The sequence below is a fragment of the Usitatibacter palustris genome (assembly GCF_013003985.1).
In the GTDB taxonomy this organism is placed as follows: domain Bacteria; phylum Pseudomonadota; class Gammaproteobacteria; order Burkholderiales; family Usitatibacteraceae; genus Usitatibacter; species Usitatibacter palustris.
This window is the reverse complement of record NZ_CP053073.1, coordinates 2,519,830-2,543,859: the sequence shown is the minus strand read 5'-3', so window position 1 is coordinate 2,543,859 and position 24,030 is coordinate 2,519,830. Positions and strand designations below refer to the sequence as shown.

Genomic DNA, 24,030 nt, shown 5'->3' with positions numbered 1-24,030 from the left:
GCCGGAAGTCGTAGGCCGGAAGTCCCGGGTCAGGGGCGGCGTGCGAGTGCTGCGAATCCCGTCGCGTCCATCCGCACGAGCACCCAGGTCGGCATGAGCGCCGCGCCGAGCGACTCGTAGAACTTGATGGACGGTTCGTTCCAGTCGAGCACGCGCCACTCGAAGCGGCCGCAGCCGCGCTCGACCGCGAGCGAGGCGAGGCGAACCAGCAGCGCCTTCCCGAGACCCAGCCCGCGGCTCTCGGGCTCGACGAAGAGATCCTCGAGATAGAGGCCGGGCTTGCACAGGAACGTGGAGAACGTCGTGAAGTAGAGCGCGAATCCCACCGCTCGGCCGTCACGTTCGACGAGCAACGCCTCGCAGCAAGGCTTTGCGCCGAAGAGCGCCTCCTGCAGCATCGGCGCGGTGCCGACGGCGAGCTCGGACATCTTCTCGTAATCGGCGAGCGCCTTTACGAGCCGTAGAAGTTCAGGGACGTCGCCGGGTGTGGCCGGGCGAATCAGAAATTGTTTTTCCATGCGCGGATCTCGGCGAAGACGGCGACGGCGTCGGCAAGCTTGTGTCCCGCGTGGCGCTCGGCCGACGCGATGACTTCGGGCTCCTCGCATCGCAGGAAGGGATTGGTCTCTAGCTCTTCGGCAATGGTTGAAGGCACCGTGGGCTCGCCGCGCGCGCGCCGGGCCGCATCGCGTGTCTTGCGAGCGGCGAGCTTCGCGTTGCCGGGCTCCACGGTCTCGGCGAAGCGGATGTTCGACATCGTGTATTCGTGCGCGCAGTACGCGCGCGTGTGCCCCGGAAGCCGCGCGATCTTCGCGAGCGAGGAGGTCATCTGCGCCGGCGTGCCCTCGAACAGCCGGCCGCAGCCGCACGCGAAGAGCGTGTCGCCCACGAAGGCCACGCCGTCGCCCGTATAGGCGATGTGGCCGCGCGTGTGGCCGGGGACGTCGAGGATCGAGAGGGGCAGGTCGAGTCCGGGCACCACGATGGCATCGCCCTCGGCGAGCTTCTGCGTGAGACCGGTGATCGCTTCGCCCCGGGGTCCGAACACCGGGCACTTCCAGTGCTGGGCGAGCTGCAACAATCCCCCGACATGATCGGCGTGGTGGTGCGTGGCGAGGATGGCGGCGAGCGGAAGGTGGCGCTCGGACAGGAAGGCTTCGATGGGCGCGGCATCGCCCGGATCGACCACGGCCGCCCGGCCGTTGGCCTCGAGGACCCACAGATAGTTGTCCTGGAACGCCGGCACGGGATGGACCTGCAGCATGAGCCCAGAGTCTATTAGAATTGCCCCATGGCGACCAACACGCTCAACGAGTGGTTCGCGACTCCGCTGGGGCAATACCTGCTCGGCAAGGAGCGCGCGTACCTCGATGACGTGGCGCCCGACATCTTCGGCTACCACGCGCTGCAGATCGGTCTCGCGGAGCATGACCTGCTTCGCGAAAGCCGCATCGCGCACCGGATGCGCATCGCCCCGTGGGGCGACGGTGCGAGCCTGCGGGCCAAGAGCCACGAGCTGCCGATCGCCACGCAATCGATCGACCTCGCCGTCCTGCCGCACGTCCTCGAATTCGCTGCCGATCCCCATGCCGTCCTGCGCGAGATCGACCGCGTGATGATGCCCGAGGGCCGACTCGTGATCCTGGGCTTCAATCCGTGGAGCCTCTGGGGCCTGCGCAGTTCCATCGGCTTCACGCGCCACCAGCATCCCTGGAATGGAACGTTCGTATCCCTGCCGCGCGTGAAGGACTGGCTCGCACTCCTCGGCTTCGACGTGAATGCCGGCCGCCTGGCGGCCTACGTGCCGCCCTTCGACAGCGACCAGTGGCGCCGCCGCTTCGGCTTCATGGAGCCCGCGGGCGACCGGTGGTGGGCAATCGGCGGCGCGGTCTATATGCTGCAAGCCGTGAAGCGCGTTCGCGGCATGCGTCTTCTCACCCCCGCGTGGCAGGAGAAGGCCGCGCGCGAAAGGAGCCTCATCGCGGCGGCCAAGCGCGAAGGGCACGTGAAATCAGGCCATCTCAAGATCATCAAGTAATTGAAGAATAAAACCGCGGTAGAAGCGGTCCACATCTACACCGACGGCGCTTGCAAGGGCAATCCCGGGCCGGGCGGGTGGGGAGCGTGGCTCAAGTTCAACGGCGAGGAGCGCGAGATGTTCGGCGGCGAGCGATCGACCACCAACAACCGCATGGAGCTCACGGCTGTGATCGAGGCACTCGGCGCGCTGAGGCGCCCGTGCCAGGTCGTCCTTCACACCGACTCCCAGTACGTCATGAAGGGCATCACCGAGTGGATCCACGCCTGGAAGGCGCGCGGCTGGAAGACCGCGGCCAGGGAGCCGGTGAAGAACGTGGATCTCTGGTTGCTCCTGGACGAAGCGCGCAACGGGCACGAGATCGAATGGAAGTGGGTGAAGGGTCACGCGGGCGACGAAGGCAATGAACGCGCCGATGCGCTGGCCAATCGCGGTGTCGAGGTGGCGCTCGCATGAGGCGCATCGTCCTCGACACGGAGACCACGGGTCTCGAGCCCGAACAGGGCCACCGCATCATCGAGATCGCCTGCATCGAGCTCTCCGGACGCCGGCCCACCGGGCGGCAGCTGCATCGCTATTTCAACCCGGAGCGCGACATCGACATCGCCGCGACCCAGGTGCACGGCATGACCGCGGAGGACCTTGCGGGCAAGCCGCTGTTTGCCGAGCTCGCCGACGAGTTGCTCGATTTCCTTTCGGGCGCGGAGCTGCTGATCCACAACGCGCCCTTCGACGTCGCCTTCATCAACGCCGAGCTCGCACGCGTGCAGCGCCCGCCGATCGAATCGGTGTGCACGGTGTGCGACACGCTCGCGATGGCGCGCGAGCTCAATCCGGGCAAGCGCAATTCGCTCGACGCGTTGTGCGAGCGATACGGCGTGGATAACTCGCGCCGTACGCTTCACGGCGCGCTCCTCGATACGCAACTGCTGTTCGAAGTCTGGCTGGGGCTTACCCGCGGGCAGGACTCGCTCGCCATCGACCTTTCGACACCGACCACCGGCATCGGCGCCATCGAGTCCGCGCGCCCGGCGAGGCTGCGAGTGATCATCGCCGACGCGGAGGAGATCGCGCGCCACGCCGCGATGTGCGTGCGCATCGCCAAGGAAGCGGGCGGCCGCTGCCTCTGGACCGACGGTCCCGTGACGGTGAATTGAGAGCGCCGTGACGACTACGACCCCGACACCGACCCCGGCACCTCCGGCCCCGACGCCCCGCAAGGAGTCCCTCGGGCGCCTCGCCGGCCGACTCTTCGGGCTGGGGCTGATCCCCATTGCCGTGTTCTGCGCCGTCTTCGTGTTCATGCGCGCGGCGCTGGGCACGTCGATCGAGATGCAGGCCTGGATCTTCGTCACCGCGCTCGCCGCGAGCGTCGTCTCGGTGGCGGCCCTCTCGCGCCTGGCGGCCCGTGCTGTCGTGGGCGAAGTGGAAGCCGTGAGCGAGGCGGTGCGGCACGTGGTCAGTGGCGGCGAGCAGCCCCCGCTCCCCGAGCTCACGCCGCCGCTCGAGAACATGAAGCACGAGGTCCTGCAACTTGCGCAGGACTTCGCCGCGCGCCAGGGGCGATTGCAGGAGAAGCTCGACACGGCGCGCCAGCAGATCTTCTTCCTCACCAGCCACGACCCGCTCACGGGCCTCGCGAATCGCAAGACGCTCGAGGAACGGCTGGAAATGGTGATGGTCACCGCGAAGGGGCAGGGCAGCACGCATGCGCTGCTCTACATCGACATCGATTTTTTCCACCGCATCAACGATTCCTTCGGCCATCTCGCCGGCGATGAACTGCTGAGGCGCATCGCGCCGCTCATCCAGTCGTGCCTGCGCGAGGACGAAGTGCTCGCGCGCATCGGCGGCGACGAATTCGCGGTGGTGCTGGAGAACGTGAGCGCGGAGTACGCGATGGAAGCGGCCACGCGCATCCGCGACGCCGTCCAGGGTTGGCAATTCGAATGGACCGACAAGGCCTTCCAGGTCGGCGTCAGCATCGGCGTGGTGGCGATCACGCGCCTCACGCCGGGCATCGCCGCCATCTTCAGCGAGGCCGACACTGCGTGCTTCACCGCGAAGGAGCAGGGGCGCAACCGCGTGTTCGCGTTCCACGACGCGAGCACCACGCAGTACATGCGCCAGACGAGCCGCGGGTGGCTCAAACGCATCAACGACGCGCTCGCCGAAGGGGCCTTCACGCTGCTCTACCAGCCGATCCTGCCGATCGACAGCCCCAACAAGCTCCCGCCCGGCCGCGTCGAAGCGCTGCTGCGCATGAGCGACACCGGCGGCGAGCTGATCCTGCCGATGTCCTTCATTCCCGTCGCCGAGCGCTACGACCTCATGCGCACGATCGACCGCTGGGTGATCGAGCGCGCGTTCGGCGACTACCGGCGCCTCGCGAAGCATCGCGGCACGCCCAACCCCGCGGAATTCTCGATCAACCTTTCGGGCCACACGCTCTCGAGCCCGGATTTCGCGGAGTTCCTGCAGGAGAAGCTCGCGCACTTCAACGTGCCGCCGCAGGCGCTGTACTTCGAGATCACGGAGACCGCGGCCATCGCGAGCGTGGAGCGCGCGCGGGCCCTCATCGAATCGCTGCGCGCGATCGGCGTGCGCTTCTACCTCGACGACTTCGGCAGCGGCCTCTCGTCGTTCAACTACCTCAAGCATTTCCCGGTCGACGGCATCAAGATCGACGGCCTGTTCGTGAAGGGCGTCGCGAAGAGCTACCTCGACTACGCGCTGGTCGAATCGATCCAGAAGATCGGCACGAGCCTGGGCCTGCAGACGGTGGCCGAGTACGTCGAGAACGAGGAGATCGCGAAGAAGCTCATACAGATCGGCATCACCTGGGGGCAGGGCTTCTATCTCTCGCCGCCCCGGCCCTGGGAAGCGCTGTTCGACGCTGCCTGACATGGCCCGTCATCGCGAGGACGAAGCGGCCGAACAGGCCCGGATGCCAAATCCGGAATCGCCCGCCTCGCGTAGTGGAACGAGCGCGCCGGATGCCGCGGCGCGGGAGCAGCGCGACCGGAGCCTCGCATCGATGATCGAAGCCATTGCCCGTGGCGACGAAAAGGCCCTCGAGGAACTCCATGCGGCCACCGTCGGCCGCGTGTACGGTCTTGCGCTTCGCATCGTCCGCACGCGCGAAGCCGCCGAGGAAGTCGCAGTGGACGTATTCCTGCAGGTGTGGCGCAGCGCCGCGACCTATGACGCCCTTCGCGGCGGACCCGTCACGTGGCTGCTCACGATCTGCCGCAGCCGTGCCCTCGACTACCTCCGGCGAGCGGAGCCCGCGGAGCCGCACGCCGATCCGGAGAGTCTCGCCAGCGCCGAGAATCGCGCTACGTCCGACGATCCCCTGGACCTCCTCGCTGCCTGCGATGGCCACGAGGACCTGCATCGCGCCCTCGCGGCCCTCACGCCCCTGCAGCGGCAACTCATTGCGCTCGCATTCTTCCGCGGCCTGACGCACCAGGAGATCGCGGCACACGCGCAACTGCCGCTCGGCTCCGTGAAGACCTACATCCGCCGTGCTCTCGCGCAACTGCATGCCGACCTGGGGGCCCCGCACTGATGAAGCTCCGCGGCGAGCCCAATCCCGTGCTGGATGCGCTCCTCGAAGGCGAGCTCTTCGAAGCGCTCGCCCCCATCGAGCCCGCGCCCGTGCGCGTGGGCGCGATGCGCGCGAAATTGATGGCCGATGTCGTCGCGCTCAAGCAGGGCGGGGACTTCGTGACGGTCCACCGCGGTGAAGGTTCGTGGCGGACGATCGCGCCCAACGTGATGGAGAAGCGCCTCGTCGACCTCGCCGGCCACTACGCCTGCATCCTCAAGCTCGAGCCGGGCGCCTCGCTGCCCGCGCACGGCCATCCCACGCCCGAAGAGAGCCTCGTCCTCGAGGGCGAAGTGTGGCTGGGCGATGTCTTCTGCAAGGCGGGGGATTTCCACTACGCGCCCGCGGGCCTGCGCCACGGCGCGATCCGCACCGAAACCGGATGCCTGCTCTACGTCCGCACCGGTGGAAGGAAGGGTGCCGCGCTGCTATAATGGCGCGCGCAAAAAGATAACCAACAGAAGCCCAAAACGTCCCCATGTTTTCTCCCCGAATCGCTGTTGCCGCCGTTGCTGCGGTCCTCTCGCTGGGCGCGCAAGCGGCCGGCGATCCCGTCGCAGGGCGACACAAGAACTACCAGTGCCAGGGCTGCCACGGCATCCCCGGCTGGAAGACCGCGTTCCCCGAGGTCTACAACGTGCCCAAGCTCGGCGGCCAGCATCCGGCGTACATCGCCGCGGCGCTGAAGGCCTACAAGAAGGGCGAACGCGACCACCCGACGATGAAGGCCATCGCCGCGGACCTCTCCGACAAGGACATCGAGGACATCGCCGCCTATTACGGCGCGGCCGTCCCGACGTCGGCGACGAAGTGAGGGGCGCGAACATGAACCTGAAGACGATCCTCCTCGCCTCCGTGCTCGCCGCCGCGCTTCCCGCGGTCGCCAGCGGTGACGGCGCTGCCGGCAAGAAGAAGGCCGAGCCCTGCAAGGCTTGCCACGGCGAAGCCGGCGTCAGCGTCAGCCCGGAATTCCCGAACCTCGCCGGCCAGCATTTCGACTACATGGTCGCCGCGCTCAACCACTACAAGAATGGCAAGCGCAAGAACGAGATCATGAAGGGCCAGGCCGCGAACCTCTCGGTGAGGGACATCAACGACCTCGCCGCGTACTACTCGGGCCTCAAGGGACTGTCGGTCAAGTACTGACGTGGCCATGCACGTCCCCGAAAAGCCCGGCCCTGCGCCGGGCTTTTTTGTTGCGCCGACGGAGGCGGAGTTCCACGAGTTTCGGTGGAGTGTGCTGATTCATGTCGTGGGTAGCGCGGCCTTCATCGGGATCTACGCTGCGCTGGACCACTACGGCTTGAAGGCCCTGGCAACACTCCTTGCGATGATGGGACTGGTGGCACTGCCGCCGAAGTTCTGGCTGGTGTTCGGCAGCTACTACACCTACGTCGAAGCGCTGCGCAAGGCGCACGAAAAAGGCCCGCGACCACCGCCATGGAAACAAAAGTGGTCGGTAGTGACCTACGTGGCGCTGTTCGTGTTCTGCGTGTTCTTCATCGGGATGGTGGCCTGGGCGCTGCTATCCGATTAGACCCGACCTAAGCCTTGCGCAAACACTCGAGGTAGGCCTCGTTGCTGAAGGCCACGCCGTTGCGCTGAGCCTGCCACACCTGTTCCGCAAGGCACTCCATCACCGCATGGCGCGCGGCCATCGCGGAATCCAGTTTGCGTGAGAGCCGCTCCACTTCGACCCGAATACCCGGCGGATGGTCGATCGAGAGCTGCTCCTCGATCGCGAGGTGCATCGAGAGGTGCAGGAATGGATTGCTCTCGCCCTGCTCGGGCGTCCACTCCTTGTTCGCGTATCGCTCGCGGTCCCCGAGGACCTCGTGGTACTCGGGATGCTCGAGCATGATCGCGAGCGCCATCGATTCGAGCGGCGTGAGCGCCTGTCCGGCCTGGGACTTCTGCCACACGCCGAAGAAGAATTCGCGGACCTGGTCGCGCGTCGGGCTGAACATCAGGTTCCGACCCGGCGGGTCTTCTTCGCGGGCGGCTCCGCGGGTGTCTTGTCCTTGAACTCGCACTGCTCGCGCACGACACATTGCGGGCAGAGGGGCTTGCGGGCGAGGCATGTGTAGCGGCCGTGCAGGATCAGCCAGTGGTGCGCGTGCTGCAGGAACTCAGGGGGCGTCACCTTGAGGAGCTTCAGCTCGACTTCCAGCACGTCCTTGCCGGGCGCGAGGCCCGTTCGATTGCCCACACGGAAGACATGCGTGTCGACCGCAATGGTCTGCTCGCCGAAGGCGACGTTGAGCACCACGTTCGCGGTCTTGCGGCCCACGCCGGGCAGCGCTTCGAGCGCCTCGCGCGAGCGGGGCACGTCGCCGCCGTGCTTCTCGAGCAGGATCTTCGACATCGCCACGACGTTCTTCGCCTTCATGCGGAAGAGCCCGATCGTCTTGATGTACTCCATCAGTTTCTCTTCGCCCATCGCCGCGAGTGCCTTGGGCGTGTTGGCGACCGGGAAGAGCTTCGCGGTGGCGACATTCACGCCCTTGTCGGTCGCCTGCGCGGAGAGGATCACGGCGACCAGCAGCTCGAAGGGCGTGGCGTGGTCGAGCTCGCTCTTCGGGTCGGGCATCGCCTTTTTCAGGCGGCTGAAGAACTCGTGGCGCTTGGCGGGGGTCATTCGTAGGCGGCGAGCTTCGCGGCGCGCTCGTCGCGGTCGCGTTGCAGGCGGAAGTTGTGGAAGGCGAAGCGATCGCGCGAGAGGTCCGCATCGGGCAGCGCATCGACCGGCTCGAGCGAAATGCAATCGACGGGGCAGGGCGGGATGCACAGTTCGCAGCCCGTGCACCACTCGGCGATCACGGTGTGCATGAGCTTCGTGGCGCCCACGATCGCGTCCACGGGACACACGTCGATGCACTTCATGCAGCCGATGCAGATGGCCTCGTCGATGAACGCGACCTGCGGAGGACGGTAGAGGCCATTGTCCGGATTGAGCGGCTTCACCTCGCGTCCGAGGAGCGCGGCGAGCTGCTCGACACCTTCATCCCCGCCCGGCGGGCACTGGTTGATGTCGGCGACACCGCTCGCGATCGCATCGGCATACGGCGCGCAGCCCGCGTAGCCGCACTTCGTGCACTGCGTCTGCGGCAGGAGTGCGTCGATCCTCGACGCGAGATCCTTGAGGCTCACGCCGGCACGCCTTTCCAGATCACCACGCCGGCGCGAAGCGCCGAGTTGTCGCGCACGGCGTTCTCGATCCCCTTGCCCGCGAGCTCCAGGACGTAGGGCAGCACCGCACTCGCAAGCGCATGCGTGCCGCTCTTCGCGAACGCGGCCGGCATGTTCGCCACGCAGTAGTGCACCACGCCTTCCTTCACGAAGGTGGGCTCGGCGTGCGAGGTCGGACGCGAGGTCTCGGCCACGCCGCCCGCATCGATCGAGATATCCACGATCACCGCGCCGCGCTTCATGCGTGCGACGAGCGTCCGCGGGAGTAGCTTCGGCGTGGGTGTCGCGGGAATGAACACCGCACCGACAACGAGGTCCGCGGATAGGGCGGCTGCCTCGATGGATTCCGGCGTCGCGATGTCGATCGTCGCGGTGGCGCCCAATGTGTTGCGCAGCGCGTCCCGCGTCCTCTCGCTGCGGCAGAGCACGGTGACATTCGCGCCCATGGCAGCGGCGAGACGCGCGGCATTCGAACCGGCATGGCCCGCACCCAGCACGAGCACGCGAGCCGGTTCGCTTCCCGTGGCACCCGAGAGCAGGGTGCCCGCGCCGCCCTGCTGCTGGCTCATGAGGTGCGCGCCGACCTGGACCGCGATCTTCCCGGCCATGACGGACATCGGGGCAAGCAGGGGATAGCCGCCTTGTTCGTCGCGCACGCGTTCGTAGGCAATGGCGGTGAGGCCGCGCGAGGCCATCTCGCGCGTGCGAGCGGGCTCGCCGGCAAGATGGTGATAAGAGAACACCGTGGAATCCGCACCGACGCCTTCAGCTTCGCCCGGCTGCAGTTCCTTCACCTTCACGACGAGCTCGCTCGCCCACGCACTCGCCGCATCGCCGACCGTGGCACCGGCCTGTGCGTAGTCCCCGTTGGTCACGCCGATGCCGAAGCCCGCGCCCGATTCCACGTGGACCTCATGACCCGCATCGACAAGCGCACGAATCTGCGCCGGCGCGAGCCCGACACGGCGTTCGCCGTCCTTGGTCTCGCGGGGAACGCCGATGCGCACTAGCGAAGCGCCTTGCGCGCCGAGGCGATGAGGTCCGGGCCGCGGTAGATGAATCCGGTGTAGACCTGCACGAGGCTTGCCCCCGCGTCGATCTTCGCCTTGGCGTCCTTGCCGTCGAGGATGCCGCCCACGCCGATGAGCGGGATCTTGCCGCCGAGCGCCTTCGCGAACGCGCGCAGCGTCGCGGTGGACTTTGCGAACAAAGGGCGCCCCGAAAGACCGCCCGCCTCGACGCTGTTTCGATGCCCTTCGACGCCGGTGCGGTCGATGGTCGTATTGGTGGCGATCAGCGCGTCGATGCGATGCTTCACCGCCAATCCGGCAATGGCCTCGACCTGCTCGCCGTCGAGATCGGGCGCGACCTTGAGTGCCATCGGCTTCACCAGGCCGTGCTTCGCGGCGAGCGCGTCGCGCCGCGCCATGATCGCCGCGAGCAATTCGTCGAGCTTCTCGGGCGACTGCAGGTCGCGCAGGTTCTTCGTGTTGGGCGACGATATGTTCACGGTGACGTAGGTCGCCCGCTCGTAGACGCCATCGAGGCAGGCGAGGTAGTCGTCCACCGCGCGCTCGTTGGGCGTGTCGAAGTTCTTGCCGATGTTGATGCCGAGCACGCCGCGGAATGCCGCTTTCTCCACGTTCTTCACGAGCTGCTCGAGCCCCACGTTGTTGAAGCCCAGCCGGTTGATGATCGCCTCGTGCTCGACCAGCCGGAACATGCGTGGCTTGGGGTTCCCGGTTTGTGGACGCGGCGTGACGGTGCCAATCTCGAGGAAGCCGAAACCGAGCGCGGCCATCGCGTCGATGTACTCGCCGTTCTTGTCGAGGCCCGCGGCGAGACCGACGGGGTTCGGGAAGTCCAGCCCCATCACGCGCTTCGACTCGCCCGCATCGGCGCCGGCGCCGAGCAGGGCAACGCCGGGCCCGAGCGCGCAAAGCGACTTCAGCGCTACGTCGTGGGCGACTTCGGGATCGAGCTTGAAGAGGGCGGCGCGGGCGAGGGAATAGAGCACTAGGGAGTCTCTGAACAATGACCAGGGGTACGCGACGGTTCGATTTCGGGATCGATTCTAGGCGCCGAGTCCGACGCAAGGTCGAGCACCTTGCTAGGACGAGCAACGACGAAGCGGCCCGAAATCGCCCGTCCCGGCGACGGTACCAATATTTGATTCGTCATCTAAAGGGTTGCGGCAGATGCGGCGTCTGCTTCGTTGCTTGGCTTGCGAATGGGGCTGGCCATTCGCTGCGCCGCGCGCCTCGCATCCATCCGCATCTGCCGCAACGCGTATCCCCTGGGCATTGTTCAGAGGCTCCCTAGGCGAGGCGCTTCCACTCGCCGCGCTGCAGCCCCTCGATGGGACGGAACTGGTTCTTGTAGCTCATCTTGCGGCTCTGCCCGATCCAGTAGCCCAGGTAGACGTAGGCCAGGCCGCGGCGGCGCGCCTCCTCGATCTGCCAGAGGATGTTGTAGGTGCCGTAGCTCGCCTTGGGCACGAGCGGATCGAAGAACGTGTAGACCGAAGAGAGGCCATCAGCCAGCTCGTCGATGATCGAGACCATCCGCAGCTGGTCGCCCTCGCGGAACTCGATCAGCCGCGTGGCCACGTTCGATTGCAGCAGGAAGTGGGCGTATTGCTCGCGCGAATCGTGGTCCATCCCGCCGCCGCGGTGACGCTCGCCCTGGTAGAGCCGGTAGAGCGCGTAGTGCTCGGCGTTGAATTTCAGCTCGCCGTAGCGCGGCTCCAGCGCGGAGTGGCGCGCGAAGGAGCGGCGCTGGGCGCGGTTGGGCTCGTACTCGGCGGCGATCACGCGCACCGGCACGCAGGCGTGGCAGTGGTCGCAGTAGGGGCGGTAAGTGAACGCGCCGCTGCGGCGAAACCCGGCGGAGACCAGCGCGCCGTAGGTGTCGGTGTCGATGAGGTAGCTCGGCGTCGCAACCTGCGAGCGCGCAAGCCGTCCGGGCAGATAGCTGCACGGATACGGTGCGGTCGCGTAGAACTGCAGGTTCGCGATCGGGAGGTCGTTGAGCTTCGCCATGGCCTCGGAAGTCAGCTCCAGGTGCTGCCGGTTGGCGGATATTGTATCGACTCCTGCAGCAGGCGCGTGAACTCGGCGCGGGAGATCTCGCGCGCACCCAGCGAGGCGAGGTGCGCGGTGGCCTGCTGGCAATCGATCAGCCGGAATCCGTCCGCGCGGAGGCGCTCCACCAGCGCGACCAGCGCCACCTTCGAGGCATCGTCGGCGCGCGAGAACATCGACTCGCCGAAGAACACCTTGTCGAGCGCCAAGCCGTAGAGGCCGCCCACCAGCGTGTCGCCGCTCCACGACTCGACCGAGTGGGCGATGCCGCGCACGTGCAGGCGCGTGTAGGCCGCGACCATTTCCGGGACGATCCAGGTGCCGGCTTGCCCATCGCGGGGTGCCGCGCATTCCTCCATGACGCGCCCGAAGGCGGTGTCCATCCGCACCTCGTAGGTGCCGCGCGCGATCGTCTTCCGCAGCGATCGCGAGACCTTCAGCTCATCGGGAAACAGGACCATGCGCGGATCCGGTGACCACCACAGGATCGGGTCGCCGTCCGAGAACCAGGGAAAAATGCCATGGCTGTAGGCGTCGAGGATGCGCTCGGGCGAGAGGTCCGCCCCGGCGCAGAGCAGCCCGTTGGGGGAGGCGAGGGCCTTCGTGACAGGGGGAAACGGTTCGTCGCCGCGGAGCCAGGGGATCACGGCCCTAATCTATCGCAGGAGCCCCGGGCCGGGTGCGCGACAGGGTCCCAGGGCATACAATCCGCCCACGCATCGCCGCCTACCGGAGAGACTCCCATGATTGCCAAGCCGCGTTCCGCACTTCGCATGACCATCGCTGCCTTCATGGCGACGCTGCTGCTTTTCCCCACCGCGAGCATCCCGCAGGAAGCGAAGAAGGAAGCGGGTCCCCCGTACAACGACGACACCGACGATCCGGCCGTGTGGGGCAAGGCTTTCCCCAAGCACTACGAGCTCTACAAGAAGACCGTCGACATGCAACGCACGAAGCACGGCGGCAGCGAGGCCGTGCCGCACAAGGCGACGCAAGCCGATCCGCGCTCGGTCGTCGCGCGCTCCAAGAGCGACGAAGACGCGGGCCTCCGCGCGATCTGGGCGGGCTACGCCTTCGCCGCGGATTTCCGCGAAGAGCGCGGCCACGCGTACATGCTCGAGGACCAGAAGCTCACGCAGCGCCAGGTGGTCGTGAAGCAACCGGGTGCCTGCATCAATTGCCACGCGTCGATGTATGTCGCCTACAAGAAGGCGGGCGGTGGCGACATCACGAAGGGCTTTGAGAAGATCAACGCGATGCCCTACGCGGAGGCGGCGAAGCTCGTGAACCATCCAGTCGCGTGCATCGACTGCCACGATGGCAAGACGCTCGCGCTGCGCGTCTCGCGCCCCGCGTTCATCGAAGGGATCCGTGCCCTCAAGGCGACGCAGGGCGTGAAGGACTACGACGTCAACAAGCAGGCCTCGTCCAACGAGATGCGGGCCTACGTTTGCGGCCAGTGCCACGTCGAGTACTACTTCAAGGGCGACCAGAAGCGGCTCACGTATCCGTGGGCCAAGGGCATCAAGGTCGAGGAGATCACCGCCTATTACGACGAGATCGGTTTCCGCGACTGGACGCACAAGGACACGGGCGCACCCGCGCTGAAGGCCCAGCACCCGGAATTCGAGATGTGGAGCCAGGGGCCGCATGCGCGCGCAGGTGTGACATGCTCCGACTGCCATATGCCGTCGATCTCGGGAAGCTTCACGGATCACTGGGTGCGCAGTCCCGTGCTCAACATCGAGGCGGCGTGCGTGACCTGCCACAAGAAGCATGACGACAAGGTGACCGCCGTGGACCTCAAGGCCCGCGTCGACCAGATCCAGGACCGTCACTGGGAGCTTCGCGAGAAGGCGATGACGGCCGTGGTCGGCCTGATCAATGATTTGAAGAAGGCGAAGGCGGCAGGACGGACTGAGGCGGACCTCAAGACCGCCCTCTACCTGCAGCGGCGCGCGCAGTTCTACCTCGATTTCGCCGAAGCCGAGAACTCCACGGGGTTCCATGCGCCGCAGGAAGGCGCGAGGATCCTCGGCGAGTCGATGGACTTCGCGCGCCAGGGACAGATCGCGCTGCGCGACAAGAACTTCAAGCCGACGGTGCCGGTCGTCGACATCCCGCCGCCGCCGGCCGCACCTGCGAAAGCGGCTGAAAAGTCACCCGCGAAGGCGCCCGAAAAGGCTCCCGCGAAGAAATCCTGAAACGGGAGCGATTGATCCATGCAGCTTGCGCAATATGTGAAGTTCCGTGAGGAGAAGTTCGGCGGCGTGCTGTTCGAGACGCGCTCCGAGAAAGTGTTCACGCTGACCCCGACGGCCGCGGCCATCGTGCGCGAGATCGTGGCGGGCGCGGGGGCGGCGGAGATCGCGCCGCGGCTCGCGACGAAGTTCGAAGCGCCGGCGGAAACCATCGAAAAAGAGGTGCAGGCGTTCCTCGCGGAGATGCGCGAGAAGGGGCTGGTGCAGGATTGAGCGGCAGCGCCGCGCACTCCGAAGACCTCGCCGCGCCGCTCTACGTCGCGTGGCAGATCACCAACGAGTGCAATTTCGCCTGCCTGCACTGCATCGAGGAGAGCGGTCCGGGCAAGGCTTTTGCCGATGAGCTCGGGCGCGAGGAAGTGCTCGGCGTCATCGATCAGCTCATGGACAACGAGGTGCCGTACCTCTCGTTCTCGGGCGGCGAGCCGATGCTGCATCCGCACTTCTTCGAGATGGTAGAGCGTGTCACCACGCGCGGCAGCCAGCTCAAGATCGAGACCAACGGCCACTACCTCACCCCGGAGAACTGCGCGCGCCTGAAGGACCTCGGCGTGAAGGCGGTGCAGGTGAGCCTCGATGGTGCATCGAGTGCGACGTTCGGGCGCATGCGCGTGCTCGGGCAATTCGATCGCACGGTCTCGGGCATCCGCAATCTCGCCGCGGCGGGCGTGCCCATCGAGGTGAACTTCTCGCCCGCGAGCTTCAACATCCATGAAGCCGAGCGCATCGTCGATTTCGCGTTCGAGCTGGGCGCCGCGAGTTTCTACTCCGGCCGCACCATGTTCACCGGCAATGCGGTCAAGGCCTGGCGCCATCTTTCGGTGACCGATGATCAATACGCCGAGTACTTCCAGACGCTCGCGGTCAAGCGCCTCGAGTATCGCGGCCGCATGCAGGTGAACTATCACGAGGCGGGCTTGCTCGAGGAGCTTCGTTACCGCCTCGAACACCCGGCAGCGCTGCTCATCGTGTTGCCCAACGGCCTCGTGAAGCTCATCAACGCGCTGCCGTTCATCTGCGGGGACCTGCGCAAGGAATCGCTCGCCGAAGTGTGGGCGAATTTCCGCCGTGCCTGGCACGACCCGCGCGTCGTGAGCTTCGTCGACGAGCTCGCGGTCGATCCGGAGCGCACCCGCACGCTGCACAAGTGGGTGCACGTTTGAGCGCAGCGCCCCGTCCGGTCGCCGAGACGGGTTTCGCGGCGCGGCTCTGGCGCATCGCGAGCCTGGTCCGCTACCGCTTCTTCCTCTACGCGGGGCTACTTCCCTACCTGCTCGGCGCCGCGTGGGCGTGGGCGATCGCGGGTGCGTTCGACACCGCCGCCTTCTGGAGCGCGTTCGGTGGCGTGGTGCTGAGCGTGATCGGCGTGGAAGCGTTCAATGAATACTTCGACGCGCGCATGGGCACCGATCGCGTGTTCAATCCGGAGGACATCCCGCCTATCGCGCAGGCCGTGTTCTGGATCGGCACCGTGGCCTTCGCAGGTGCGCTCGCCGTAGGCGTGTACCTCGCCTGGCACATCGGCTGGCCGATCATCGTCTTCGCGCTGCTCGGCGGCGCCGCGGCGATCTTCTATGAAGCGCCGCCGATCCGCTGGTCCTACCGCGGGTTGGGCGAGCTCGTCATCGCGCTCTCGTACGGCCCGTGGATGGTGCTGGGGAGCCTGTATCTGCACACGCGCTCGGTTTCGTGGGAAGCGTTCGCCGCGTCGCTCGTGCCCGCGTGCTTCATCATGGCGCTCGCCGTCGTGAACGCGATTCCCGATTTCCACCAGGACCGCCTCGTCGGCAAGCGAAACCTCGTCGTGCGCTTCGGGCGCGAGCCGGCCGTGCGCCTCTATCTCGGCCTTGCGATTGCAGGTCTCGCGATCGTCTTGATCGGCGTGGTGGCGAAGATGTTTCCGGTGGGGTGCCTCGCCGCGCTCCTCGCGGCGCCGTTGGTCGTGACCAGTGCGCGCACGTCGCTTCGCCATCACTCCGCGCCGCGCGAATTCCTTCCGGCCATGCGCGCGATGGTGCTCGCGTACCTCGTGGCCACCGGCGGCTTCGCGCTCGGCATCGTCGCGCAGGCAGTGCGATGAGCCATCGCATCGATGCGCTGAGGTCGCCACTGCTGATCACGTGGCAGCTCACGCGCGATTGCGATCTCGCTTGCCTGCATTGCTGCACGGATTCGGCCCCCGGCAAGCGCTTGCCCGACGAGCTCACGCGCGAGGAGGCGCTGCGCCTGGCCGATGACATCGTCGCCAACGAGGTGCCCTACGTGATGCTGGCGGGCGGCGAGCCGCTCGTGGCACCGCATTTCTTCGAGGTCGCCGAGTCGCTGGGCTCGCGCGGCGTGCAGCTCAAGATCGAAACGAACGGCCAACGGTTCGACGCGGCCATTGCGCAGCGCCTCGCGAAGCTGCCGATCCGCTCGATCCAGATCAGCCTCGATGGCGATACCGAGGAGGTCTATGCGAAGCAGCGGCCGGGAGGCTCGCTCGCCCGGGCGCACGAGGCGTGCCACGCGGTCCGCGAAGCAGGCCTGCCACTGGAGATCACCTTCGCCCCGACCCGAATCAATTTGCATGAGGCCCGTGCCGTGATCGACCGGGCGCGCTCGTTCGGTGCATTCCGCTTCAATTCGGGACGGCTCATGCGGGTGGGAACCGCCGCGCGCCATTGGAACAAGGTGGCGCCAGCCGAGGACGCCTGGGTCGCCTTCCGGACACTGCTCCGGGAGGCGGCGTCGCAAACCGGCATGGAGATGTGCTTCGAGCCCTTCAGCCTTGAGGAGGCCCTCGCCTCGAGCCTCGGGGACCCTCCGGCCACGCTCCTGGTGCTCCCGAACGGCTGGGTGAAGGTCGCCGCCGCCTTGCCGCAGGCCTGCGCGGACCTGCGGCGGGAGAGCCTTGCCGAGGCGTGGGGGGCCTATCAACGCGCGTGGCACGAGGCTACAATGGCGGCAGCCGTGCGCGATGCGGTTGCCGACGAGTCCCGGCACGCGCGAGCGAATGTGTGGCAGCTGTTACCGTTGGTCAATGCCTAGAGGAGTAGAGCGATGAGCGAACCGAAGCTTTCGATCGAGCAGCCCGGCACCCCGGAACCTGTCACGCGCAAGACGCTGCCGCAGGACAAGCAGCCCTGGGAAACGCCGAAGATGGAAGACGTCTCCGCCGAGGTGATGGCGCAGCCGTATATCCGCTTCACCTGATATTCCGCACTCCATGCCGGGGCGCGCGGTCGAGTCGTACCGCGCGCCCCTTTTCATTGCCTGGCAGCTGACCAATCGATGCAGCGCCCGCTGCATCACCTGCTGCGAGGAATCCGGTCCCGACAAGGCGTGGCGCGACGAGCTGTCGCGCGATGAGGCGTTGCGCCTGGCTGGCGCGATCGTCGAGGCGGGCATTCCGTATGCGGCCTTCGGCGGCGGCGAACCGCTCGGCGTCCCGCATGCGTACGACATCTTCGAGGTCCTCACGCGTGGCGGCGTTTCGCTGAAGCTCGAGACCGACGGCAGCCGCATCGACGAGGCGGGGGCCGACCGCATCGCCGCGCTTCGCATCCAGTGCATCCAGATTTCCGTCGATGGCGCGACGGCCGCAACCCACGAGCGCGTCCGGCCCGGATCGAGCTTTGCAGCCGCCGTCGGCGCGATCGAGCGCCTTGCCCGTCGCGGGATGAAGTCGCAGTTCGTGTTCGCCCCCACGCGCTTCAACCTGCACGAAATCGTCGCCGCCTACGATCTCGCGGGCGAGCTCGGCTGCGAGGCCTTCGTCACCGGCCCCCTGATGCGCCTGGGCCGCGCGGCGCTCTCCTGGGAAACGGTTTCCCCCGATCCCGCCGCGTGGACCGCGGCTGTCGAGGCCCTGCGCGCACGTGCGCTGGAGACGCGCTCGACGGTGGAGCTGTCGATCTATCCCTGGGACATCCTGCAGGAGGTGCGCACGCGCCTCGACAGCCCGCAGGCGATGCTGCTGGTCGTGCCCAACGGCAAGGTGAAGCTGCTCAATGCGCTGCCATTCGCGCCGGCCGACCTGCGCCACGATTCCATCGAGCAGGCGTGGGACGCCTATAGGGCTGCGTGGAAGAGCGCCGAGGTGCGCGACTTCATCGGCCGATGTGCCACCGAGCCCGCCCTCCTGCGCCACGCGAACGAAACCTGGCCCGTTCATGCCGCATGAACATGACAATGACTCTCATCTCCGCCAGTCCGCGCTTTGCGCGCGGAGCCGGGGAGGATAAACTCTAGACCGCTGTACCCGCCGAGGAGAACAAATGGCCGCAGAGAACGGAAATCCTGGCTTCCTGAAACGCACCTGGCATCGCCTTCGCAGTCCGAGCGCGAAGTGGTCCGTGCTGGGCTTGCTCGTGGTGGGCTTCGTGATCGGATCGGTGGCGATCATCGGCACGCAGGTCATGGTCAACGTCACGGGTACGGACAAATTCTGCGGAACGGCCTGCCACTCGATGCAATGGGTCGCGAAGGAGCACCGCGACGGTATCCATGGCACCAATCGCACCGGCGTGGCCGCCACGTGCCACGACTGCCATATCCCGAAGGATTACCCCTACCTCCTCTTCTACAAGGCGAGGGCCGGCATCAAGGACGTCATCGGCGAGATGCGCGGGGTGATCGACACCGAGGCGAAATTCAAGGCGGCCCGCATGGAAATGGCCAAGCACGTGTGGGAGGAATACGCCGGCAACAATTCCCAGGCCTGCCGCAACTGCCACGTCTTCACGAAGGAAGTACTCGCCAAGCAGAAGGAAATGGTGCGGCCGATCCACGCCACGGTGATGGAGGGCAAGGCGACGTGCATCGACTGCCACAAGGGCATTGCGCATACAGCGCCCTGAATCAGGTAACGCAGGTGTAGTTCAACCCAACGTAGGCCGCCCCGCGGCCGTTTGAGGAGATGACATGAAAGCCAGCATCGCGATTGTCACCACCGTTGTCCTCGGCGCGGGCCTCGGCCTGGTCGCGGTTTCGGCCCAGGGCTCGGAAGAGCTCGCCAAGAAGAGCGGCTGCATGACCTGCCACGACGTGGCGGCGAAGAAAGTCGGCCCGGCGTTCAAGGACATCGCCGCGAAGAACAAGGGCAAGGAAGACGCGGTTGTCGCCAAGCTCGCCAAGCACCACGGTGGCGAGAAGGCAAGCGCCGATGACCGGAAAGCGCTCGCGAAGTGGGTGCTGTCGCAGTAAGGCGCCGCAACGCCTCGGGATGAAGAACGGGCCGCAGCGTTAGCTGCGGCCCGTTTCACTTTCAGAAGCGGTAGTTCACCAGCCCGTAGAGGAAGTTGGCCTTGTACTGCGGGTTGGCGTAGACGCCGGAGAGGTAGCTGTCCTGATTGGTCGACGCCGGGATGGTGTAGCGATATCCGTCGAACTGGGAGTCCTTGTACTCGTAGCGCTCGTACGCGTAGCCCGCGGTGAAGGACCACGTCTTGCTGAAGGCGTACACCGCCTTGAGCGTGAACGAGGTGCGCCGCGTGTCATCCCAGTCGGCGATCGGAAGCGGCCGCGTGACCGAAGTGGGGACGCCATCCTGCAGCGCGAGGTCGACGGTTCCGTCGGTCTTGTAGTAGATGGCCGAGGCCTTGATCGAGAGCTTCTCGCCCATCGGGCAGTCGAACGCAGCGCCCACCGCCCAGTTGCGGTCCTTGATCTTCCCCGACCAGTTGTAGTTGCTCGCGTTCGCGGGAGAGGCCGGATCGTACGCGCCGGTCGTCGTGCCTGAGCCGATGATGCGGTGTGTCGAGTCGTACTTGATCTCCTCGGAGTCGCCGAACACGGTGAACCTGGCGCCGCCGGGAATCGCGTATGACGCGTTCACGTAGATTTCACGCCGGTCGTCCTTGAGCCGGCCCAGCGAGTTGTCCTTGAACTTGTTGTTCTTGATGATGCCTTCGAAGCCCAGGTCGAGGTTCGCGAACGGCGTCCAGTCGAGCGTGAGCTTCCAGAGGTCCTGGTCCACGTTCGAAAGGTCGAACGCCGTCACGTAGCGGTTGAGGTAGTTGACGTCGGTGCTGCTCGTCCCGTCGTTGGCATGGAGGAAGTTCGATTCGCGCTCGAGCCGCTGGTACTTCAGGCGCGCGGAAAGATCCTCGAGCGACGTGCTCTTCCATTCGGCGAACAGGCGCCGGTCCTTGGTTCGGTCGAAGTCGCTCCGGCCCTCGCGGTCCGTTTCAAGGTAGTCGTAGCCCACGCCGATGCGGTTGCCGCGATCGAGGCGGTAGAAGGCCTCGAATCCGTAGTTGTCCTTCTCGTACGAGAACGGCTCGGTCACGTAGGCGCCGTTCTCGAAGCTCACCGTGGACGACTCGTCGTCGCGCTCGCGGTAGTTGTAGTAGAGCCGCGTGTCGAGCGCTTTCATCGGCGCGGACACCGCCGAGAGCGTCAGGGTCTTGTTGGTCACCTTGCCGCCGAAAGTGCTGCTCGTCGCCCCGGTCGGCGACGTGCCGCCCGTGGTGGTGCTCAGGACGGAACCCGGGAGTCCCACATCGCTCTCCAGCTCGTCGCTGGTGTAGCGCGCGGCGAGCGTGGTCGCGAGCGGCAGTTGCCGGAACGTGGCGTTGGCCATGACCCGCGTGTACTTGTTGTCGGCCGCGAGCGCCGTGCGGTCGATCCCGTTGCCCCAGTACCCGTTCTGCCAGGTGACGGCTTCGTTGTCGGTCTCGAACTTGCTGGTCATCCACGACACGTTGAAGTGCATCGTGCGGGTCGTATAGCCGCCCTCGACGCTCACGTTGCGCGTGACGTAGTCGACTGGAAGCGAGAGGTCCACGAAGCCGTTGCCCGGGCTCAGGCCCTGCGAAGCGGCGCCGGGCTTCGTGCCCTTCGTGGTCACCTGGTTGCCGTCGACGCGGAAGTACCACGGATCGGTTCCCTGGTACTCGAACATGCCCGCGTCGTCGCGACGCTTGTAGCCCATGTCGATGTTGTTCCACGTGCCTTGGTTGAGGCGCGGGAAGGGGGGGGCCGCCGTCTGAATGTCGCTGCCGGCACCGCTGTAGGGCGTGCGACCGTTGAAGAGGAAGTTGTGGCGCAGCGAATCGCTGGAGAGGCGGTACTTGAAGACGTCATAGAGGCCGCCGCGCATCGCGATGTACTGGTCGTCGCGGCCGAGGTTCTCGCCGAAGAGGTCGAACCAGTATCGGCTGCCGCGTCCGCGGATGTCGAACAGGGTCATCAGGCCGCTGGAGAGGTCCTGGTACTCGTTGAGTTTCGACGCGTCGACGGCGTTTGTGTCCGTCATGATTCCGCCGACGCTGGCGGTACCGGTGACGCTGAAGTCGCTCGACTGCGCGAAGGCGGGCGAGGTCGCGGCCGCGAAGACGTTGGCGACGAGGATTGCGATCAGTTTGCGGTTCATGGTCGCCTTCCTATCGGATCAGGAACTTGCCACGGCTGGTCGGGGCGTTGGAGCCGTGGACCGAGTTGTGGCAGTTGAGGCAGCCCCGCGCGATGAAGCGCGAGCTGACGGCGCTGTTGGGAGCCCCGCTTGGAAGGTTCCAGCCCTGGCCCGAGCCGTAGAAGCTGGTGGGATGGCGACCCGTCACGTGGCAGTCCTGGCAGAGGTTGGGCGCCTTCTCCGTCAGGAGCTTTTCATGCGAGGAGCCGTGCGGCGTGTGGCACGTGAGGCAGTTCTCCTCGACCGGCGGATGCCCGAAGACGAAGGGGCCGCGCTTGTCGGCGTGGCAGGAGAAGCACTGCTGGTTGACCGTTTCGTGCTTGAGCATCGCAGGAGTGACGGCACCGTGCGGATTGTGACAGTCGGAGCACTTCACCTTGCCTTCGATGATCGGGTGGTGCGAGGGCTTGAGCGCGGCATTGCGCACTTGCTTGTGGCAGGTGCCGCAGGTGTCGGCTTCGAGCGGGCGCGAGGTCGTGGTGTAGGGCGCCACGGTCGCCGCCTTGGCCTTGCCATGGATATTGTGGCAATCCGAGCAGGCCACATCGTTCTTCGAGTGCTTGCCCGACTCCCAGAACGCGAGGTGCCGGTTCGTGGTGTGGCACGTGAGGCAAACCGCGCTTTTCTCGGCGGCCGGCGCCTTCACGAACTTGTTGACCATCTTGTTCGTGGTGGGATCCTTGATGTGTTCGGAGGCGTCGCCGTGGCACGCCTGGCACATGCTCCCGCCGGCATCGTTCTTCGCACCATGATGGGACATCGCGATCGACTCATGCGATTGCGCGTGGCAGCCCGCGCAGACCGGCGTCGCAGGCGCGTACTTTTCCTTCGCGGGTTCCTTGGCGGGTGGGGCAGTCTGGGAAGAAGCGGGAAGGCCTACAAGCAAGGCCAATGCGGCGACGGCGGTCGCAGCACAGCGGGGCAGGAGTCGCATTTGCTTCACCTCGTATCCCGGTGCTGATGGCTTCGCCGGGGTTGCTTGGGGTCGGTGTCAGCGGCTTTTTGTTATTCCCCGCAATGGTTTGCCTTTGCAGCCCCTCTTGTCAACCATCGAATCAACGCCAAGGTTGATCCAAATCAAAAGCGGTGGCCGCCAGCCATGCATTCGCGCGAAAGAAAAAAGGAAAAAGGCGCGGACCCTTGCGAGAACGCGCCTTTGAAGTTGCGGCCGGTGCTCGCCGGATAGGTGATCGTGTCGTGCGCTAGTTTTGCTCCCAGGGAAGGCCTGCGGCGCGCCAGCCGGATGCGCCGCGACGCGAGGTGTCGTCGAGCTCGCCTTCGAACCCCTCGCTGATGTTGAACGCGCTCGGGTACCCGGCATGGGTTGCGAGCTCCGCGGCGTGGTGCGAACGCACCCCGCTGCGGCACAGGAAGAGGACGGGCTCGTCGGGCGCGACCACGCCGGCCAGCTCGCGCAGGAAATTCGGATTCGGTTGGGTGTCGCCGTAGCGCCGCCATTCGATGAGCGGCGTGTCGGGGACGCGGCCCACGAGCTCGAACTCGGGCTTCGTGCGCACGTCCACGATGCGTGCGGCACCCGCGGTGTGCAGGCGCCAGGCCTCCGACGGCGTGAGCTCGCCCGCGTAGCCCAGGCCTTTCGAGCGCGCTCGCTCGCCGGCGCGCTCGAGGATGGCCGCCAGCACCTCGGCGCCGCCTTCGCGCGCGCTCACCAGTAGTTCTCCACCGCGAGGTGTCCGGGCTCGCCGCGGCGCGAAAGCTTGAAACCGCGGTCGATGAGGAGCTTGCGGGAATCCTCGACCATCTCCGGATTGCCGCACAGCATGATGCGCGAGCGGTCGTGGTCGAGCTTGAGGCCGACGTTGTCTTCGAGCACGTGGCTCGTGAGGAGCTTGGTCACGCGGTCGCCGAGCGCGCCTTCGACCGGTTCGCGCGTGACGATGCGAACGTAGCGAAGCTTGTGCGCGAATTCGCCGTAGTACTCGCTGCCCTCGAAGCCGCGGATGAGGTCCTCGTAGGCGAGCTCGGCTTGCGTGCGCACGCTCTGCACGAGCACCAGGTTGTCGTAGTGCTCCCAGGTCTCGAACTCGTGGAGGATGGAGAGGAAGGGTGCGAGGCCCGTGCCGGTGGCGAGCATCCAGAGGTCGCGGCCCTGCTCGAAACGGTCGGTGGTGAGAAAGCCATAGCTCTTGCGCTCGACGAGGATGGGATCGCCTTCCTTCAGCTGGGAGAGGCGGCTCGTGAACGCGCCCCCGGGCACGACCACCGAGAAGAACTCCAGGTGCTCGTCGTAGCTCGCCGACGCGATGGAATACGCGCGCCAGATCTTCTCGCCGGAGGATTCGTCCTGCACGCCGATGCGCGCGAACTGCCCCGGCACGAAGCGGTAGCCGCGATCGCGCGTGGTGCGGAAGGAAAACAGCGAATCGGTCCACGGACGCACGTCCGTGATGGTCTCGATGGTGAACTTGTCGTTGGTTTGCATGGCGTCGTTA

At 66.3% G+C, this 24,030-nt stretch carries 31 protein-coding genes; 18 read left to right on the top strand and 13 right to left on the bottom strand.

What is annotated here, in order from left to right:
* Positions 1–29: 29 nt before the first annotated feature.
* On the bottom strand, positions 30–518 hold the full coding sequence (locus tag DSM104440_RS12425; protein ID WP_171163084.1) for a GNAT family N-acetyltransferase: 489 nt from the start codon (positions 516–518) through the stop codon (positions 30–32).
* A complete protein-coding gene (gene gloB, locus DSM104440_RS12420) occupies positions 500–1,264 on the bottom strand; it encodes a hydroxyacylglutathione hydrolase (protein WP_171163082.1) in 765 nt (254 codons plus the stop codon). The genes DSM104440_RS12425 and gloB overlap by 19 nt, the downstream gene beginning before the upstream one ends.
* A 27-nt stretch (positions 1,265–1,291) precedes the next feature.
* Between gloB and DSM104440_RS12415 the strand changes: the two genes are divergently transcribed.
* Genes DSM104440_RS12415 through DSM104440_RS12375 form a run of 9 tightly spaced genes read left to right on the top strand, consistent with a single transcriptional unit; the run spans position 1,292 to position 7,185 of the window.
* On the top strand, positions 1,292–2,038 hold the full coding sequence (locus DSM104440_RS12415; protein ID WP_171163080.1) for a class I SAM-dependent methyltransferase: 747 nt from the start codon (positions 1,292–1,294) through the stop codon (positions 2,036–2,038).
* Positions 2,039–2,494, top strand: coding sequence for a ribonuclease HI (gene rnhA, locus DSM104440_RS12410; RefSeq protein WP_171163077.1), 456 nt, complete (start codon positions 2,039–2,041; stop codon positions 2,492–2,494).
* A complete protein-coding gene (gene dnaQ, locus DSM104440_RS12405; RefSeq protein WP_171163075.1) occupies positions 2,491–3,195 on the top strand; it encodes a DNA polymerase III subunit epsilon in 705 nt (234 codons plus the stop codon). Before rnhA ends, dnaQ begins: the two co-directional genes overlap by 4 nt.
* Positions 3,196–3,202: 7 nt before the next feature.
* Positions 3,203–4,942, top strand: a complete 1,740-nt coding sequence (locus DSM104440_RS12400; RefSeq protein WP_171163073.1) for a putative bifunctional diguanylate cyclase/phosphodiesterase — start codon at positions 3,203–3,205, stop codon at positions 4,940–4,942.
* A 1-nt stretch (position 4,943) separates the two neighbouring features.
* Complete coding sequence (locus DSM104440_RS12395; protein ID WP_171163071.1) at positions 4,944–5,609, top strand: sigma-70 family RNA polymerase sigma factor; 666 nt, start codon at positions 4,944–4,946, stop codon at positions 5,607–5,609.
* Positions 5,609–6,082 (top strand): cupin domain-containing protein, encoded by a 474-nt coding sequence (locus DSM104440_RS12390; protein WP_171163069.1) that lies wholly within the window; start codon positions 5,609–5,611, stop codon positions 6,080–6,082. Before DSM104440_RS12395 ends, DSM104440_RS12390 begins: the two co-directional genes overlap by 1 nt.
* A 44-nt stretch (positions 6,083–6,126) precedes the next feature.
* Positions 6,127–6,462 (top strand): c-type cytochrome, encoded by a 336-nt coding sequence (locus tag DSM104440_RS12385; RefSeq protein ID WP_171163067.1) that lies wholly within the window; start codon positions 6,127–6,129, stop codon positions 6,460–6,462.
* Positions 6,463–6,473: 11 nt separating this feature from the next.
* Positions 6,474–6,794, top strand: coding sequence for a c-type cytochrome (locus DSM104440_RS12380; RefSeq protein ID WP_171163065.1), 321 nt, complete (start codon positions 6,474–6,476; stop codon positions 6,792–6,794).
* Positions 6,795–6,801: 7 nt separating this feature from the next.
* The gene (locus tag DSM104440_RS12375; RefSeq protein WP_212758060.1) at positions 6,802–7,185 is read left to right on the top strand and encodes a hypothetical protein; all 384 of its coding nucleotides are present in this window, start codon (positions 6,802–6,804) and stop codon (positions 7,183–7,185) included.
* A 7-nt stretch (positions 7,186–7,192) separates the two neighbouring features.
* Here DSM104440_RS12375 and DSM104440_RS12370 read toward each other — a convergent pair whose 3' ends face one another.
* The 7 genes from DSM104440_RS12370 to aat all read right to left on the bottom strand — a co-directional run bounded on the left by DSM104440_RS12370 (position 7,193) and on the right by aat (position 12,567).
* Positions 7,193–7,615, bottom strand: a complete 423-nt coding sequence (locus tag DSM104440_RS12370; RefSeq protein ID WP_171163061.1) for a DUF1841 family protein — start codon at positions 7,613–7,615, stop codon at positions 7,193–7,195.
* A complete protein-coding gene (gene nth / locus DSM104440_RS12365; RefSeq protein ID WP_171163059.1) occupies positions 7,615–8,286 on the bottom strand; it encodes an endonuclease III in 672 nt (223 codons plus the stop codon). The genes DSM104440_RS12370 and nth overlap by 1 nt, the downstream gene beginning before the upstream one ends.
* Positions 8,283–8,798 carry an RnfABCDGE type electron transport complex subunit B gene (locus DSM104440_RS12360; protein WP_171163057.1) on the bottom strand — a complete coding sequence of 172 codons (516 nt, stop codon included), beginning with the start codon at positions 8,796–8,798 and terminating at the stop codon, positions 8,283–8,285. Before DSM104440_RS12360 ends, nth begins: the two co-directional genes overlap by 4 nt.
* The gene (locus tag DSM104440_RS12355; RefSeq protein WP_171163055.1) at positions 8,795–9,844 is read right to left on the bottom strand and encodes an alanine dehydrogenase; all 1,050 of its coding nucleotides are present in this window, start codon (positions 9,842–9,844) and stop codon (positions 8,795–8,797) included. Before DSM104440_RS12355 ends, DSM104440_RS12360 begins: the two co-directional genes overlap by 4 nt.
* Positions 9,844–10,854, bottom strand: a complete 1,011-nt coding sequence (locus DSM104440_RS12350) for a quinone-dependent dihydroorotate dehydrogenase (RefSeq protein WP_171163053.1) — start codon at positions 10,852–10,854, stop codon at positions 9,844–9,846. Before DSM104440_RS12350 ends, DSM104440_RS12355 begins: the two co-directional genes overlap by 1 nt.
* Before the next feature lie 301 nt (positions 10,855–11,155).
* Positions 11,156–11,878 (bottom strand): arginyltransferase, encoded by a 723-nt coding sequence (locus tag DSM104440_RS12345; RefSeq protein ID WP_171163051.1) that lies wholly within the window; start codon positions 11,876–11,878, stop codon positions 11,156–11,158.
* Between the two features lie 11 nt (positions 11,879–11,889).
* Positions 11,890–12,567, bottom strand: a complete 678-nt coding sequence (gene aat, locus DSM104440_RS12340) for a leucyl/phenylalanyl-tRNA--protein transferase (protein ID WP_171163048.1) — start codon at positions 12,565–12,567, stop codon at positions 11,890–11,892.
* A 96-nt stretch (positions 12,568–12,663) separates the two neighbouring features.
* On the opposite strand from aat, the gene DSM104440_RS12335 reads away from it, so the two are divergent.
* The 9 genes from DSM104440_RS12335 to DSM104440_RS12295 all read left to right on the top strand — a co-directional run bounded on the left by DSM104440_RS12335 (position 12,664) and on the right by DSM104440_RS12295 (position 19,368).
* On the top strand, positions 12,664–14,124 hold the full coding sequence (locus DSM104440_RS12335) for an ammonia-forming cytochrome c nitrite reductase subunit c552 (protein ID WP_171163046.1): 1,461 nt from the start codon (positions 12,664–12,666) through the stop codon (positions 14,122–14,124).
* An 18-nt stretch (positions 14,125–14,142) separates the two neighbouring features.
* Entirely contained in the window at positions 14,143–14,394 is a 252-nt protein-coding gene (locus DSM104440_RS12330) for a PqqD family protein (protein ID WP_171163044.1), read from the top strand.
* Positions 14,391–15,344 (top strand): radical SAM protein, encoded by a 954-nt coding sequence (locus DSM104440_RS12325; RefSeq protein ID WP_171163042.1) that lies wholly within the window; start codon positions 14,391–14,393, stop codon positions 15,342–15,344. The genes DSM104440_RS12330 and DSM104440_RS12325 overlap by 4 nt, the downstream gene beginning before the upstream one ends.
* Positions 15,341–16,261: a prenyltransferase gene (locus DSM104440_RS12320; RefSeq protein WP_171163040.1), complete on the top strand. Its 921-nt coding sequence runs from the start codon at positions 15,341–15,343 to the stop codon at positions 16,259–16,261. The genes DSM104440_RS12325 and DSM104440_RS12320 overlap by 4 nt, the downstream gene beginning before the upstream one ends.
* Positions 16,258–17,211, top strand: coding sequence for a radical SAM protein (locus tag DSM104440_RS12315; protein ID WP_171163038.1), 954 nt, complete (start codon positions 16,258–16,260; stop codon positions 17,209–17,211). The genes DSM104440_RS12320 and DSM104440_RS12315 overlap by 4 nt, the downstream gene beginning before the upstream one ends.
* A gap of 12 nt (positions 17,212–17,223) precedes the next feature.
* On the top strand, positions 17,224–17,376 hold the full coding sequence (locus DSM104440_RS12310; RefSeq protein WP_171163036.1) for a hypothetical protein: 153 nt from the start codon (positions 17,224–17,226) through the stop codon (positions 17,374–17,376).
* A gap of 13 nt (positions 17,377–17,389) precedes the next feature.
* Entirely contained in the window at positions 17,390–18,346 is a 957-nt protein-coding gene (locus tag DSM104440_RS12305; RefSeq protein WP_171163033.1) for a radical SAM protein, read from the top strand.
* Between the two features lie 94 nt (positions 18,347–18,440).
* Positions 18,441–19,022 (top strand): NapC/NirT family cytochrome c, encoded by a 582-nt coding sequence (locus DSM104440_RS12300; RefSeq protein WP_171163031.1) that lies wholly within the window; start codon positions 18,441–18,443, stop codon positions 19,020–19,022.
* Between the two features lie 64 nt (positions 19,023–19,086).
* Positions 19,087–19,368, top strand: a complete 282-nt coding sequence (locus DSM104440_RS12295) for a c-type cytochrome (protein WP_171163028.1) — start codon at positions 19,087–19,089, stop codon at positions 19,366–19,368.
* A 61-nt stretch (positions 19,369–19,429) separates the two neighbouring features.
* Here DSM104440_RS12295 and DSM104440_RS12290 read toward each other — a convergent pair whose 3' ends face one another.
* The 4 genes from DSM104440_RS12290 to DSM104440_RS12275 all read right to left on the bottom strand — a co-directional run bounded on the left by DSM104440_RS12290 (position 19,430) and on the right by DSM104440_RS12275 (position 24,020).
* Positions 19,430–21,538, bottom strand: a complete 2,109-nt coding sequence (locus tag DSM104440_RS12290) for an MtrB/PioB family outer membrane beta-barrel protein (protein WP_171163026.1) — start codon at positions 21,536–21,538, stop codon at positions 19,430–19,432.
* A gap of 10 nt (positions 21,539–21,548) precedes the next feature.
* On the bottom strand, positions 21,549–22,511 hold the full coding sequence (locus DSM104440_RS12285; protein WP_171163024.1) for a DmsE family decaheme c-type cytochrome: 963 nt from the start codon (positions 22,509–22,511) through the stop codon (positions 21,549–21,551).
* Positions 22,512–22,779: 268 nt separating this feature from the next.
* Complete coding sequence (locus DSM104440_RS12280) at positions 22,780–23,247, bottom strand: rhodanese-like domain-containing protein (protein ID WP_246211985.1); 468 nt, start codon at positions 23,245–23,247, stop codon at positions 22,780–22,782.
* Positions 23,244–24,020, bottom strand: a complete 777-nt coding sequence (locus DSM104440_RS12275; protein ID WP_171163022.1) for a ferredoxin--NADP reductase — start codon at positions 24,018–24,020, stop codon at positions 23,244–23,246. The genes DSM104440_RS12280 and DSM104440_RS12275 overlap by 4 nt, the downstream gene beginning before the upstream one ends.
* Between the last annotated feature and the right edge of the window lie 10 nt (positions 24,021–24,030).